The sequence below is a fragment of the Cellulomonas shaoxiangyii genome (assembly GCF_004798685.1).
Lineage (GTDB): Bacteria > Actinomycetota > Actinomycetes > Actinomycetales > Cellulomonadaceae > Cellulomonas > Cellulomonas shaoxiangyii.
In genome coordinates, this window is record NZ_CP039291.1 from 2482784 (window position 1) to 2497190 (window position 14407).

The following is a 14407-nucleotide window of genomic DNA, read 5'->3' on the forward strand; positions in this document are numbered from 1 at the left end:
AGCACCGTGAGCGAGCACCGCTTCGGCTTCCGCACCCGCGCCCTGCACGCCGGCGGCATCCCCGACGCCGCGACCGGGGCCCGGGCCGTGCCGATCTACCAGACGACGTCCTTCGTCTTCCAGGACACCGCCGACGCCGCGAACCTGTTCGCCCTGCAGAAGTACGGGAACATCTACTCCCGCATCGGCAACCCCACCGTCGCCGCCCTCGAGGAGCGCATCGCCTCGCTCGAGGGCGGGATCGGCGCGGTCGCGACGTCGTCCGGCATGGCGGCGGAGTTCATCACGTTCGCCGCGCTGCTCGGCGCCGGCGACCACGTCGTCGCGTCGGCGCAGCTGTACGGCGGCACCGTGACGCAGCTCGACGTGACGCTGCGGCGGTTCGGCGTCGAGACGACGTTCGTGGCGGGCACCGACCCGGCCGACTACGCCGCGGCGATCCGCCCCGAGACCAAGGTCGTGTACACCGAGGTCGTCGCGAACCCCTCCGGCGACGTCGCGGACCTGCGCGGGCTGGCCGACGTCGCGCACGCCGCCGGCGTCCCGCTCGTGGTCGACTCCACCCTCACCACCCCCTACCTGATCCGGCCCATCGAGCACGGCGCCGACATCGTGATCCACTCGGCCACCAAGTTCCTCGGCGGGCACGGCACGACGCTCGGCGGCGTCGTCGTCGAGTCCGGCCGGTTCGACTGGGGCAACGGGAAGTTCCCGCAGATGACGGAGCCCGTCGCGTCGTACGGGGGCGTGCGGTGGTGGGAGAACTTCGGCGAGTACGGGTTCCTCACCAAGCTGCGGTCCGAGCAGCTGCGCGACATCGGCCCGGCGCTCGCGCCGCAGTCGGCGTTCCAGCTGCTGCAGGGCGTCGAGACGCTCCCGCAGCGCCTCGACGCGCACCTCGTGAACGCGCGGGTCGTCGCCGAGTGGCTCGAGCCCGACCCGCGCGTGGCGTACGTGCTGTGGGCGGGCCTGCCGTCGCACCCCCACCACGCGCGTGCGCAGGAGTACCTCCCGCTCGGTCCCGGCTCGGTGTTCGCGTTCGGGCTGCGGGCGACCGCACAGCTGTCCGGCCGCGAGGTCGGCCGCCGGTTCATCGAGGGGCTGCAGCTCGCCAGCCACCTCGCCAACGTGGGCGACGCCCGCACCCTCGTCATCCACCCCGGCTCGACGACGCACCAGCAGCTGTCGGCCGACCAGCTCCGCACGGCGGGCGTCCCCGAGGACCTCGTGCGCATCAGCGTCGGCCTCGAGGACGCCGACGACATCGTGTGGGACATCGACCAGGCGCTCACTCTCGCGACCGGGCTCGACCGGTCCGGCACCCCGGTCGCGACGGCGCCCGACGCGACGGCACCCCACCCGACGGCACCCCACCCGACGGCACCCCACGCGACGGCACCCGCGGCGACGGCGGTGGCCCGGTGAGCGCGCGCACGTGGCAGGGGCCGAGCGCCCCGGAGCGCCTGCAGATCCTGCGCGGCACCCGCTCGGTCGCGATCGTCGGCGCGTCGGCCAACCCGGCGCGTGCGTCGTACTTCGTCTCGACCTACCTGCTGTCGAGCTCGCCGTACGACGTGTACTTCGTCAACCCCCGCGCGACCGAGATCCTCGGGCGGCCGGTGTACCCGTCGCTCGACGCCCTGCCGGTCGTGCCGGACCTCGTCGACGTGTTCCGCCGCCACGACGACCTGCCGACCGTGCTGGACGAGACGGTCGCGGTCGGCGCGCGCACGCTGTGGCTGCAGCTCGGGTCGTGGCACGAGGACGTCGCGCGCGGGGGCGAGGAGGCGGGCCTGCAGGTGGTGATGGACCGCTGCGTGAAGATCGAGCACGCCCGGTTCCACGGGGGGCTGCACCTGGCCGGCTTCGACACGGGGGTCGTCAGCTCGCGCCGCGCGCTCGGCTGACCGGCGTCGGCGGGTCCCGCCCCGCTCACTCCTGCGGGAACCACACGGCCGCGCGCAGCCGCACCCGCGTGCCGTCCGGCGTGAGCGGGGTGCCCTCGGCGCGCAGGTGCGCGAGCGCGCGGCCGAGGTGGTGGGCCGGCGGCGAGCCGGCCGCGGTCACGACGCGCCACCAGGGCACGTCGGCGTCGGCCCGGGCGAGCACCCGGCCGACCTGCCGGGGCCCGCCGCGGACCGGCCGGCCCGCCGCCAGCGCACGGTCGGCGACGACCTCGGCGACGAGGCCGTACGTGATGGCGCGCCCCGGCGGCACGGCGGCGACGACGGCGAGCACCTCGGCCACGTACGCGTCGTCCACGCTCACCGCCGCCGGACCACCACGACCGCACGGTCGTCGTCCTCGGCCGCCCGAGCGCCCGCGAGGACGGCGGACGCGCTGCCGCCGCGCGCGGACACGACCTGCTCCACGACGCCCAGCAGCCGGTCGATGCCCTGGTCGACGTCGCGGCCCGGCGACTCCACGAGCCCGTCGGTGTACAGGACGATCGCGTCACCGCGCGCGAACGTGCCCGTGCGCACCTCCGGGCGGATCGCGTCGACCACGCCGAGCGCGGGACCGGCCGCGGTGGTGAGCAGCTCCAGCCGGCCGGACGCCGCGTCCAGCCGGATCGGGGGCGGGTGACCCGCCGACGCGACCGACCAGCCACCGGTGCGCAGGTCGACGGCGAGGTGCACCGCGGTGGCGAAGCCCTCGTCCCAGCGCTGGTCGAGCAGGTAGTCGTTGGCCGCGGGCAGGAACCGCGGGGGCGACATGGCGCCCAGCAGCCCGCCGAGCGCACCCGACAGCTGCAGGGACCGCACGCCCGCCGCCTGCCCCTTGCCCGACACGTCCACGAGCGCGATCTCGAGGCGGTGCCCCTCGGCGAGGCGCGTGACCACGAAGTCGCCCGAGAACCCGGCGCCGTGGGCGGAGCGGACCTCGACGTCCACGTGCCAGCCCACGGGCAGGGGCGGCACGCGCCCGCCCGCGGAGAGCCGGTCGCGCAGGTCCACCAGCATGAGCGCGCCCGGCGCGCCCTGCAGGCCGAGCCGCTCGCGCTCCCACGCGAACACGAGCACCGCGGCGCAGGCCAGCAGGAGCACGACGACGGCGCCCGGCGTGAGCGTCGGCACGGCGGCGAGCGCGAGGGCCGTCGCCAGGACCAGCACCGCGGCCACGACGACCACCAGCGTCCGCCAGCGCAGCACCGACGTGGCGACCAGGAGCAGGAGCACGAACACGGACGGCGAGAACCACCGCGGGTCGCGCTCGACGCCGGCCGCGAGCGCGAACGCCAGGACCAGGAAGACGGCCGTGAGCACCCCCTGCGTGCCGAGCGCGCGGACGCGCCGCAGCCCGCGGCGCACGCGCGCGGACGCGGCGTCCCTGTCCCGGTCGGCTCTCACGGTGCCGAGGCTACGGGTCACGCGGGGCCGGCGTGGCCGCCGGGGAGCGTGGCGCGAATGCAGGTGCCGCACCGGCGCCACCTGCTCCACGATGGCGTCATGAGCACCCTCCCCGACGGGTACCGCCTCCTGCAGGTGCCGGCCCAGCGCCAGGACGAGTTCGTGGCAGTCGACCGGCTCGCCTTCGTCGTGCCGGCCGACCCCGCGGTCGACGACGTCGTCCCGTTCGCCGTGCCCGACGACCGCATGGTCGCGGTCGAGGCCCCCGACGGCGAGTTCGCCGCGGTGCACGGGTCCTTCCCGTTCCGGCTGCCGGTGCCCGGCGGCGCCGTGCCGTGCGCCGGCCTGACCTGGGTGGGCGTGCGGCCGGACCACCGGCGGCGCGGCCTGCTGCGCGCGATGGTCCGCGCGCACCTCGACCGCGCGCTGGAGCGGGGCGAGGTCGTCTCGGCGCTGTTCGCCTCGGAGCCTGTGATCTACGGCCGGTTCGGCTACGGGTGCGCGGCCGACAACCTGCGCATGACGCTCCCCCGGGGCGCCGCGCTGCGTGCCGTCCCGGGCAGCGCCGACCTCGTCGTCCGCCTCGAGGCCGCCGACGAGACCCGGCACGGCGCCCTCGTCCACGACCTGCACGAGCGGGTCGCCGCCGCCCGGCCCGGCTGGGCGACGCGGACCACGCCGGCGCTGCGCGTGCGGGCGCTGGCGGACCCGCCGCCGTGGCGCGACGGTGCCGAGCCGCTGCTCGTCGCGACCGTCACCGACGCGACGGGTGCGGTGCGGGGCGCCGCGACGTTCGCGCGCAAGGCCGCGTGGGAGCCGACCGGGCCCGCGTTCGTCGTGCGCGTGCGCCAGCTGCTCGCGCTCGACGCGGCGGCCACGCACCGGCTCTGGTCGTTCCTGCTGGACCTCGACCTCACCGCGACGGTCGAGACGCCGATGCTGCCCGTCGACGACCCCCTCACCCACCTGCTCGTCGACCCGCGCCCGGCGCGGACCCGCCTCGAGGACAACGTGTGGGTGCGCGTGCTCGACCTGCCGGTCGCGCTCGCCGCCCGGCGGTACGCGGCGCCCGTCGACGTGGTGCTCGACGTGCGCGACGCGCTGCTGCCCGCCAACGCCGGCCGCTGGCGCCTCGTCGCAGGCGCGTCGGGCGCCGCCGAGGTCACCCGCACCGGCGCCGAGCCGGACGTCACGCTCGACGTGCGCGAGCTCGGCGCGCTGTACCTCGGCGGGCGCTCGCTCGCCGCACAGGCCGCCGCGGGCCTCGTGCAGGTGCGCGGGGGCGCCGACGTCGCCGCCGTGGCGGCCGCGTTCGCGTGGCCGGTCGCGCCGGTGTGCAGCTGGATCTTCTGACGTCCGGCGCGAGGCGGGTCGCGGCGGGTCGCCCGGACGTCAGGCGCGCGAGCGCTCGTACGCGGCGAGCTCGTCGATCCGGCGCTGGTGACGCGGGTCCCCGCTGAAGGGCTCCGCGAGGAACGCGTCCACGAGGGCCAGCGCCTCGTCGACCGGGTGCTGGCGCGCACCGATGGCCACGACGTTCGCGTCGTTGTGCTGGCGGCCCAGGCGCGCCGTCTCGGCGTTCCAGGCGAGTGCGGCGCGCACGCCGACCACCTTGTTGGCGGCGATCTGCTCGCCGTTGCCCGAGCCGCCGATCACGACGCCCAGCGAGCCGGGGTCCGCGACGACGGCCTCCCCCGCCGCGGTGCAGAAGGGCGGGTAGTCGTCCTGGGGGTCGTACTCGTGCGCGCCGTGGTCCACGACCTCGTGGTCGGCGGCGCGCAGGTGCTCGACGAGCGCGACCTTGAGCTCGTACCCGGCGTGGTCGGCGGCGACGTGGATGCGCATGCGCTCATCCTGCCGCAGGCTGCGGGCCCCGAGCCGCACGCGTCCGTAGGCTGTCGCGCATGACCCGCAGCGGACTTCCCCTGGAGGACCTGGACCCGGCCGCGCGCCCCCAGGACGACCTGTACGCGCACGTGAACGGCCGCTGGGCCGCGGCGCACGTCATCCCGCCGGACCGCGCCATGGACGGCACGTTCCGCGCCCTCTACGACGAGGCGGAGCGCCAGGTCCGCGACATCATCACGGACGCCGCCCGGACCGCCCTCGACGCCGCCGACGCCGGCGGCGTCGAGGCGAAGATCGGCGCGCTGTACGCGAGCTTCATGGACACCGGCGCGGTCGAGGCGGCCGGCCTGGAGCCGCTGCGCACCGACCTCGCGCTCGTCGACGGGGCGACGTCGGCCGCCGAGCTGACCGACGCGCTCGGTGAGCTGCAGCGCACCGGTGCCGCCGGCGTCGTGGAGTTCTACGTCGACAACGACGCGAAGGACCCCGAGACCTACGTCGTGCACCTCGTGCAGGGCGGCCTCGGGCTGCCCGACGAGGCGTACTACCGCGAGGAGCAGCACGCGGCCGTGCGCGGGGCCTACGCGCCGCACGTCGCGCGCGTGCTCGGCCTCGTGCGCGACGTCTCGGGCGTCGTCGCGGCCGGCGACCCCGAGGAGCTGGCCGCGCGCGTCGTCGCGCTCGAGACCCGCCTCGCGGCGGACCACTGGGACGTCGTGAAGGACCGCGACGCGGACCTCACGTACAACGCCATGACGCTCGCCGAGCTCGCGGACCGCGCACCGGGCTTCGACTGGCGCGCGTGGGCCGCGGCGCTCGGCGCACCGGAGGGCGCGCTCGACCGGCTCGTCGTGCGGGAGCCGTCGTTCGCGGAGGCGTTCGCGCAGGCGTGGACCGACGTGCCGCTCGCCGACTGGCAGGCGTGGGCGACGTACCACGCGGCGTCGTCGCGCGCCCCGTACCTGACCGACGAGCTCGTGCAGGCGAACTTCGACTTCTACGGGCGCACGCTGACCGGCACGCAGGAGATCCGCGACCGCTGGAAGCGCGGCGTCGGCCTCGTGCAGGGCGCGCTCGGCGAGGCGGTCGGCAAGGTGTACGTCGAGCGGCACTTCCCGCCCACGCACAAGGAGCGCATGGACGCCCTGGTCGCGCACCTCGTCGAGGCGTACCGCGAGTCGATCTCCCGCCTCGACTGGATGGGCGAGGAGACCCGCGCCAAGGCGCTCGCCAAGCTCGACGCGTTCACGCCGAAGATCGGGTACCCGGTGCGGTGGCGCGACTACTCGGCGCTCGAGGTCCGCGCCGACGACCTGGTCGGCAACGTCCGGCGCGCGAACGCGTTCGAGCAGGACCGCGAGCTCGCCAAGATCGGGAAGCCGATCGACCGCGACGAGTGGTTCATGACGCCGCAGACGGTCAACGCCTACTACAACCCCGGCATGAACGAGATCGTCTTCCCCGCCGCGATCCTGCAGCCGCCGTTCTTCGACGCCGACGCGGACGACGCCGTGAACTTCGGCGGCATCGGCGCGGTCATCGGCCACGAGATCGGCCACGGCTTCGACGACCAGGGGTCCAAGTACGACGGCGACGGCCGGCTCGAGGACTGGTGGACCGCGGAGGACCGGGCGGAGTTCGAGCGCCGCACGAAGGCGCTGGTCGACCAGTACTCGGCGTACTCCCCCGCGCAGCTCGGCGGCAGCCACCACGTCAACGGCGAGCTCACCGTCGGCGAGAACATCGGCGACCTCGGCGGCCTCGCGATCGCCATCACGGCCTACCGCATCGCGCTCGGCCGGCCGCTGGAGGAGGCGCCGGTGCTGGACGGGTACACGGGCCTGCAGCGCGTGTTCCTCGGCTGGGCCCAGTCCTGGCGCACGAAGGGCCGCGACGAGGAGGTCGTCCGCCGCCTCGCGATCGACCCGCACGCGCCGGACGAGTTCCGCTGCAACGGGGTCGTGCGCAACATCGACGAGTTCTACGCGGCGTTCGACGTGCAGCCCGGCGACGCGCTCTGGCTCGACCCCGCGGACCGCGTGCACATCTGGTGACGGCACCGGCCGGTGCCGTCACCCCGAGGGGGGCGGCACCGGCCGGGCACGTCAGGCCGTGGCCGTCAGGGCAGCTCGGTCCAGTCGGCCCGCGCGAGGCGGAAGCCCACGCCGCCGGCCCCGGAGCAGGTGACGCCGTCGGTGCCGGACCGGCACGTGTACTCGCCGGCCGTCTCCTGCGACCCGTACTCGAGCACCGGGACGTCCGCCCCGGCCGTGGCCGGCGGGTCGCCCTCGACGCACACGAACGCGAAGCCCTGCGCGTCCAGGCGCACGACGTTGCCCGTCGCGCCCTCGCAGCCGGCCACCTCGGGCGCGGCGTACGTGAAGCTCGCGATCCGGCACTCGACGCCACCGGCGCTCATGTCGCACGCGATGTTGCCGCTCGGCAGCGCGAACGCGACCGCCTCGGCCGGCGTCGCCTCGGGCGCCGGGGCCGCGGTACCGCTCGGGGTCGGCGTGGCCGCCGCGCCGGCGTCCCCGTCGTCCCCACCGCGCTGGACGACGACGAACAGCAGCACGAGCAGCACGACGAGGACGGCGTCCACCGCGAGGAACGCCTTCATGCCGGGAGTGAGCCCGGCGAACCCGCGCCCGGCCATCAGGAGACCCGCGCGGCCGCCGCGTCCCCGTCGGTGAGGATCGGCCCGACGGTTCGGGTGCGCTTGAGCTCGTAGAAGCCGGGCACGCTCGTGACCAGCGCGAGGCCGTCGAACAGGCGGCCCGCGTCCTCGCCCTTCGGCGCGGGGGTGATGACGGGGCCGAAGAAGCCGACGCCGTCGATCGCCACGACCGGCGTGCCGACGTCGTCCCCGACGATCTCGATCGCGCGGGCGTGCGACGCGCGCAGCAGGTCGTCCACGTCCTGCGTGCCGGCGACGTCCGCGAGGGACGCCGGCAGACCGACCTCGGCGAGCGACTCCGCGACGATCGCGTCGGTGTCGTGCCGACCCCCGGGGTGGCGGCGCGTGCCCATCGCGTCGTACAGCGGCTTGAGCACCTCGTCGCCGTGGTCGCGCGCGGCAGCGACGAGCACGCGCACCGGGCCCCACGCCGCGTCCATCGAGCGGCGGTACTCCTCGGGCAGGTCGCGTCCCTCGTTGAGGACCGACAGGCTCATGACGTGCCAGCGGACGTCGACGTCGCGCACGCGCGTGACCTCGTCCATCCACCGCGACGTCATCCACGCCCACGGGCAGGCGGGGTCGAACCAGAAGTCGACGACGGGCACGGGCACTCCTTCCGACGGGGCGACGGGCGCCCTCGGGCGGGGCGCCGGCGTCGCGCGGGGGCAAGCCCATCACACCGGGCCAGGAGCCGCGAAACCGGCGCGACGGGAGGTACCGCCGGTCGGAGCCGGGGAACCCGGCCCGGCGGGGCGCACGTGCCCGGGCCGGGCGCGGGTGGCGTGGCATGATCGTGCCCGGTCGCCCACGCGACCCGCACGACCGGCACGGCCGAGCCCGTTCTGACCGCCCCCGCCGCGTGCCCGGTCCGCCACGGCGCCCCGGCGCCGCGCCCGCGACGCGGCCAGGTCGACGCCGACCCGCTCGGTCGCCGCAGCACCTCCTCGCGGCCACCGCCGCCGACCGATCGGAGCCGATCCGTGCCCGGAGAGAACCTCACCCGCGCCGAGGCCGCCGAGCGCGCCTCCCTCGTGCGCACCCACGCGTACGACGTCGCGCTGGACCTGACGACGAGGCCCCGGACGTTCGGGTCGACCACGACGGTGCGGTTCTCCGCCACGCCCGGGGCCAGCACGTTCGTCGACCTCATCGCGCCGCAGGTGCACGAGGTGGTCCTCAACGGCCGCCGCCTCGACCCCGCGGACGTGGTCTCCGACGCGCGCATCCGCCTCGACGACCTCGCCGAGGAGAACGAGCTGCGGGTCGTCGCGGACTGCGCCTACATGCAGACCGGCGAGGGCCTGCACCGGTTCGTCGACCCCGTCGACGACGAGGTGTACCTGTACAGCCAGTTCGAGGTCGCCGACTCGCGCCGCGTGTTCGCGGTGTTCGAGCAGCCCGACCTCAAGGCCACGTTCACGTTCACCGTGACGGCGCCGGCGCACTGGACCGTCGTGTCGAACTACCCGCAGGTCGGCGAGCCCGAGCCCGTCGAGGGCGGGCGCAACCTCAACGGCGGGCGTGACGCCGGCACCGCGACGTGGCGCTTCGAGACGACGCCGCGCCTGGCGTCCTACGTCACCGCCGTCATCGCCGGCCCGTACCACGGTGAGCACTCCGAGCTGACGAGCGCCGACGGCCGCACGGTCCCGCTCGGCGTCTACTGCCGCGCGTCGCTGGCCCAGCACCTCGACACGGACAACATCCTCGACGTCACGCGCGCGGGCTTCACGTTCTACGAGGAGCGGTTCGGCGTGCCGTACCCGTTCGCCAAGTACGACCAGCTCTTCGTGCCGGAGTTCAACGCGGGCGCGATGGAGAACGCCGGCGCGGTGACGTTCCTCGAGTCCTACGTCTTCCGCTCCAAGGTCCCCGAGGCGACGGTCGAGCGCCGCGCCGTGACGATCCTCCACGAGCTCGCGCACATGTGGTTCGGCGACCTGGTGACCATGCGCTGGTTGGACGACCTGTGGCTGAACGAGTCGTTCGCGGAGTACGCGTCGACGCTCGCGACGGCCGAGGCGACGCCCTGGACGGCCGCGTGGACGACGTTCTCCTCGCTCGAGAAGTCGTGGGCGTACCGGCAGGACCAGCTGCCGTCGACGCACCCGATCGTGGCGGACATGCGCGACCTCGAGGACGTCGAGGTCAACTTCGACGGCATCACGTACGCCAAGGGCGCCTCGGTGCTCAAGCAGCTGGTCGCGTGGGTCGGCCAGGACCAGTTCTTCGCCGGTGTGCGGGCGTACTTCGCGAAGCACGCCTGGGGCAACACGCAGCTGCGCGACCTGCTCGCGGAGCTCGAGGAGACCAGCGGCCGCGACCTGTCGGCGTGGTCCGCCCTGTGGCTCGAGAAGGCCGGCGTCACGCTGCTGCGGCCCGAGCTCGAGGTGGACGACGCGGGCACGATCACGTCGTTCGCGGTGCTCCAGGAGGTCCCCACCGAGCACCCGACGCAGCGGCCCCACCGCCTCGCGGTCGCCGGGTACGACCTGCAGGACGTCGACGGCGCCACGCGCCTGGTGCGCACCGTCCGCGTCGAGCTCGACGTCGACGGCCCGCGCACCGAGGTGCCGGAGCTCGTCGGCCGGGTGCGCCCCGACCTGCTGCTGGTCAACGACGACGACCTCGCGTACGCGAAGGTCCGCCTCGACGCGCAGTCGATGGCGACCGCCATCGCGCACCTGGGCGCCTTCACCGACTCGCTCCCCCGCACGCTCGTGTGGGCGGCGGCCTGGGACGCCACGCGCGACGGCGAGACGCCCGCGCGCGACTTCGTCGACCTGGTGCTCGGCAACGTGGCGCACGAGACGGACTCGTCGGTGGTGCTCGTGCTGCTGCGGCAGCTCGCCACCACCCTGGACCTGTACGTCGCCCCCGAGCACCGCGACGCCACGCAGGTGACGGCCGCGGACCGCCTGCTCGGGCTCGCGGAGGCGGCCGCGGCCGGCTCCGACGCCCAGCTCCAGCTCGTCAAGGCGTTCGCGGGCCGCGCCCGCACGGACGCCCAGCTCGACGCGGTCACGGATTTGCTGGACGGCCGCCGGACGCTCGAGGGCCTGTCGGTCGACACCGACCTGCGCTGGGAGCTGCTGACCGCGCTCGTCGCGGGCGGCCGCGCCGACGAGACCGCCGTCGCCGCGGAGCTCTCGCGGGACGCCACCGCCACGGGCCAGCGGGCCGCCGCGGCCGCGCGTGCGGCCCTGCCGACGCCCGAGGCGAAGGAGCGTGCGTGGGCCGCCGTCGTCACCGGCGACGAGCTGCCCAACGCCCTGCAGGCCGCGACGATCAGCGGGTTCGCCCGCGTGCACGACGTCGCGCTGCTGCTGCCGTGGGTCGAGCCGTACTTCGCCGACCTCGAGCGCGTGTGGTCCGCGAAGACGAACGAGATGGCGCAGAACGTCGTCCTCGGGCTCTACCCGACGCTGCTCGCCGACCACGCGGACGTCGACGTGCTCGGTGCGACCGACGCGTGGCTCGCCGCGCACCCCGACGCGGCGCCCGCGCTGCGCCGGCTCGTCGCCGAGTCGCGCGACGGGGTCCGCCGGGCGCTCGCGGCGCAGGAGGCGGACCGCCGGCGCGCCTGACGCCCGGGCAGCACCGACGCCCGCAGCACGGCACGAGGGGCGACGCACCGACCGGTGCGTCGCCCCTCGTCGTTCCTCGACCGCTCGGCGGGCGTCGGCTCAGCGGCCGGCCCAGCGGCTCAGCCCGCTGGTCGGCCGGCTCGGCTGCCCGGGGCTCGTGCGGCCCTCACCGCGTCCCGCGCGCGTCGGCGACCGCGCGCAGGAACACGGCGGCGTCGCGCGGCGAGCCGAGCCGGACGACCCGCGTGGTCCCCGACGCCGCGAGCGCGGCGTAGCGCGCGCGGTAGGCGCCGTGCATCGTCCACGCCCACCGCACGATGTTCTCCTCGGGGTCGCGGCGCAGCAGGTTCGTCAGCCGTTCGCGGTTGCCGTGCCACAGCTCCTGCCGGGTGAGGCCGCGGCGCAGGGTGCGGCGCACGACGCGCGCCATGACGGTCCGCCGGTCGTAGTCGAGCCACACCACCGTGTCGGCGTCGTCGAGCATGCCGTCGAGCCGGGACCGCCAGTTGCCGTCGACGACCCAGCCGTCCGCGCCCGCGAGCCGCCCGGCCAGGTCGGCCCGACCCTCGGCGGCGTCGCGGTGCACCCAGCCGGGGGCCCAGAAGACCTCGTCGAGCTCCACGTGCGGGACGCCGAGTGCCGCGGCGAGAGCGCGGGCGTACGTCGTCTTGCCGGCACCCGAGTTCCCGACGACCCGCACGCGGCGCGGGAGGGGGTCGGGCACGGGCACGGGCGGCCCGCTCACCCCTCGTTCATGACGCGCGCGAGCGAGGCCAGCCGCGCGCTGGTGACGAGGTCGTCGAGGAGCACCACGTTGCCTGAGCCGTCGGCCAGCGGCACCTTCCAGTTCGGGTACTCCTGGTCCGTACCCGGCTGGTTCTGCGCGCGCCGCTCGCCCACCGCGTCGGCCAGCGAGACGCCCACCAGCACCGACGGGGTCGCGAGCACCCAGCGGTGCAGCGCCTCGATGACCTCGCGCTCGGACGGGTCCGGCCCGACCAGGCCCCGCTCGCGCAGCGCGTCGAGCATGCGCTCACGCTCCGCGTCGGCCTCGGCCTGGACCTCGCGCACCGGCCGGGTCAGCAGGCCGAGCCGCTCGCGCAGCTGCACGTGCTCGCCGGCGAGGTAGCCGGCGGTCGGCGGCAGGTCGTGCGTCGTGACGGTGGCGAGGACCTCGCGGCGGTAGCGCTCGGGCGGCAGCGGGCCGTCCGGCGTCTGCTCGAACCACAGCACGGACGTGCCGAGCACACCGCGGTCGGCCAGGTAGTCGCGCACCCACGGCTCGACGGTGCCGAGGTCCTCGCCGATGACCACCGCGCCGGCGCGGTGCGCCTCGAGGGCCAGGATCCCCACGAGCGCCTCGTGGTCGTAGCGCACGTACGCGCCCTCGGCCGCGCTGTTGCCCTCCGGCACCCACCAGAGGCGGAACAGGCCGATGACGTGGTCGATGCGGATGGCGCCCGCGTGCCGCAGCACCGTCCGGAGCATGTCGCGGTACGGCCGGTAGGCGGCGCGGGCCAGCTCGGCCGGGTGCCACGGCGGCTGCGACCAGTCCTGGCCCTGCTGGTTGTACATGTCGGGCGGGGCACCGACGGACGCGCCGTTGGCCAGCACGTCGCGCAGGGCCCACGAGTCCGCGCCGGCGGGGTGCACGCCGACCGCCAGGTCGTGCATGATCCCGAGCGCCATGCCGCTGTCGAGCGCCGCCTGCTGCGCCCGGCCGAGCTGCTCGTCCGCCACCCACTGCAGCCACGACCAGAAGCGCACCCGGTCGGCGAGCTCGACCGCCGCGGCCACGACCTCGTCCGAGTACGGGTCGTTCAGCGGCGCGGGCCACGTCTCGGGGGCGCCGTGCCGCTCGACGAGCGCGCACCACAGCGCGAACGTGCGCAGGCCCTCGCCCTGCTCCTCGACGAACGCGTCGAGCGCGGCCTGCCGCGCCGCGGACCGCGGCTGCGCGAAGACGACCTCGAGCGCGGCGCGCTTCGCCGCCCACGCGGCGTCGCGGTCGATGGGCCCCGGGTCCGTGTCGAGCGGCTGGACGGGCTCGGCCGCCCACTCGACGAGCGCCCGGTCGGCGGCCGACAGGTACGCCGTCTCCCGCACGTCCTCGACCCGGACGTACAGCGGGTTCACGAAGCGCCGGGTCGTCGGCAGGTACGGGCTCGGCGTCAGCGGCTCGACCGGCTCCGCAGCGTGCAGCGGGTTGATCAGCAGGAAGTCCGCACCCAGCCGGCCCGAGAGCCAGCCGAGGTCGGCGAGGTCGGCGAGGTCGCCGATGCCCCAGGACGCCCGCGAGCGCACCGAGTACAGCTGCGCCATGAGGCCCCACACGTGCCCCTCCCGCAGCGCCTCGGGCAGCGCGAGCCGGGCCGGGGTCACGACGACGGGGCTGTGCGCCTGCGCGCTCGGGCCCTCGGCCCGGATCTCGTGCCACCCGAGCGGCAGGTCGCCGGGCAGGGTGAACGTCGCGCGGCCGACGACCCGGCCGTCGACCGTGCGCGGCTCGACGTACACGTCCGCCTGCGCGAGGTCGCGGCGCCCGCCACCGGCCTCGGGGTCCAGCTCGACCCACACCTCGACCGGGTCGCCGTGGGTGACGTGCACCGGCACGTCGACGCTCCTGCCCTCCCGCGCCACCACGACCGGCGGCAGCGTGCGGCGCCACGGCATGTTCTCGACGTGGGCGAGGGCCAGGGCGATGCGCTCCGGCGACGACGCGTCGACGCCGAGCGCCGCGAGCACCGCGCGCAGGGTGTGCGCGCTGGACTCGTGGTGCTCACCGTCGTGGCCCTGGTAGCGGGCCTCGATGTCGTACGCCTCCGCGAGGCGCAGGAGGTCGTCGGACGGGCGGTCGGCGGAGTGGAGGGGCTGTTCAGGCACGCGTCGATCCTCGCACGCACGTCCCTGACCTGCCCGGACAGGGCGGGTGTTCGCGTGCG

The 14407-nt window shown here is 75.6% G+C and carries 12 protein-coding genes; 5 read left to right on the plus strand and 7 right to left on the minus strand.

Features of this window, described 5'->3' with window-relative positions; genetic code table 11:
• The first annotated feature begins 6 nt into the window (after window positions 1–6).
• Both E5225_RS11240 and E5225_RS11245 read left to right on the plus strand, forming a co-directional pair.
• Window positions 7–1425, plus strand: a complete 1419-nt coding sequence (locus E5225_RS11240; RefSeq protein ID WP_135972682.1) for an O-acetylhomoserine aminocarboxypropyltransferase/cysteine synthase family protein — start codon at window positions 7–9, stop codon at window positions 1423–1425.
• Window positions 1422–1907 carry a CoA-binding protein gene (locus tag E5225_RS11245; protein WP_135972681.1) on the plus strand — a complete coding sequence of 162 codons (486 nt, stop codon included), beginning with the start codon at window positions 1422–1424 and terminating at the stop codon, window positions 1905–1907. Before E5225_RS11240 ends, E5225_RS11245 begins: the two co-directional genes overlap by 4 nt.
• 25 nt (window positions 1908–1932) lie before the next feature.
• Here E5225_RS11245 and E5225_RS11250 read toward each other — a convergent pair whose 3' ends face one another.
• A complete protein-coding gene (locus tag E5225_RS11250; protein ID WP_135972726.1) occupies window positions 1933–2262 on the minus strand; it encodes an MGMT family protein in 330 nt (109 codons plus the stop codon).
• 2 nt (window positions 2263–2264) lie between these two features.
• A complete protein-coding gene (locus tag E5225_RS11255) occupies window positions 2265–3350 on the minus strand; it encodes a PP2C family protein-serine/threonine phosphatase (RefSeq protein WP_243738132.1) in 1086 nt (361 codons plus the stop codon).
• 99 nt (window positions 3351–3449) lie between these two features.
• Here E5225_RS11255 and E5225_RS11260 point away from each other — a divergent pair, with 99 nt between their 5' ends.
• A complete protein-coding gene (locus E5225_RS11260) occupies window positions 3450–4703 on the plus strand; it encodes a GNAT family N-acetyltransferase (protein WP_135972680.1) in 1254 nt (417 codons plus the stop codon).
• Window positions 4704–4742: 39 nt separating this feature from the next.
• On the opposite strand, the gene E5225_RS11265 is transcribed toward E5225_RS11260, so the two are convergent.
• Window positions 4743–5195 (minus strand): ribose-5-phosphate isomerase, encoded by a 453-nt coding sequence (locus tag E5225_RS11265; protein WP_135972679.1) that lies wholly within the window; start codon window positions 5193–5195, stop codon window positions 4743–4745.
• Between the two features lie 59 nt (window positions 5196–5254).
• Here E5225_RS11265 and E5225_RS11270 point away from each other — a divergent pair, with 59 nt between their 5' ends.
• Entirely contained in the window at window positions 5255–7252 is a 1998-nt protein-coding gene (locus E5225_RS11270) for a M13 family metallopeptidase (RefSeq protein ID WP_135972678.1), read from the plus strand.
• A 65-nt stretch (window positions 7253–7317) separates the two neighbouring features.
• Here E5225_RS11270 and E5225_RS11275 read toward each other — a convergent pair whose 3' ends face one another.
• Together E5225_RS11275 and E5225_RS11280 are read right to left on the minus strand one after the other, a co-directional pair.
• Window positions 7318–7854 carry a hypothetical protein gene (locus E5225_RS11275; RefSeq protein ID WP_135972677.1) on the minus strand — a complete coding sequence of 179 codons (537 nt, stop codon included), beginning with the start codon at window positions 7852–7854 and terminating at the stop codon, window positions 7318–7320.
• Window positions 7854–8483 (minus strand): mycothiol-dependent nitroreductase Rv2466c family protein, encoded by a 630-nt coding sequence (locus tag E5225_RS11280; protein WP_135972676.1) that lies wholly within the window; start codon window positions 8481–8483, stop codon window positions 7854–7856. The genes E5225_RS11275 and E5225_RS11280 overlap by 1 nt, the downstream gene beginning before the upstream one ends.
• Before the next feature lie 375 nt (window positions 8484–8858).
• Here E5225_RS11280 and pepN point away from each other — a divergent pair, with 375 nt between their 5' ends.
• Window positions 8859–11465 (plus strand): aminopeptidase N, encoded by a 2607-nt coding sequence (gene pepN, locus E5225_RS11285; RefSeq protein WP_135972675.1) that lies wholly within the window; start codon window positions 8859–8861, stop codon window positions 11463–11465.
• 166 nt (window positions 11466–11631) lie between these two features.
• On the opposite strand, the gene E5225_RS11290 is transcribed toward pepN, so the two are convergent.
• Together E5225_RS11290 and malQ are read right to left on the minus strand one after the other, a co-directional pair.
• Entirely contained in the window at window positions 11632–12210 is a 579-nt protein-coding gene (locus E5225_RS11290) for a P-loop NTPase family protein (RefSeq protein ID WP_243738131.1), read from the minus strand.
• The gene (gene malQ / locus E5225_RS11295) at window positions 12207–14348 is read right to left on the minus strand and encodes a 4-alpha-glucanotransferase (RefSeq protein ID WP_135972674.1); all 2142 of its coding nucleotides are present in this window, start codon (window positions 14346–14348) and stop codon (window positions 12207–12209) included. Before malQ ends, E5225_RS11290 begins: the two co-directional genes overlap by 4 nt.
• Window positions 14349–14407 lie beyond the last annotated feature (59 nt).

Coding starts and splice junctions, on each gene's coding strand:
- E5225_RS11260 (WP_135972680.1), top strand. CDS start 3,450: ATGAGCACCCTCCCCGACGGGTACCGCCTCCTGCAGGTGCCGGCCCAG.
- E5225_RS11265 (WP_135972679.1), bottom strand. CDS start 5,195: ATGCGCATCCACGTCGCCGCCGACCACGCCGGGTACGAGCTCAAGGTC.
- E5225_RS11270 (WP_135972678.1), top strand. CDS start 5,255: ATGACCCGCAGCGGACTTCCCCTGGAGGACCTGGACCCGGCCGCGCGC.
- E5225_RS11275 (WP_135972677.1), bottom strand. CDS start 7,854: ATGGCCGGGCGCGGGTTCGCCGGGCTCACTCCCGGCATGAAGGCGTTC.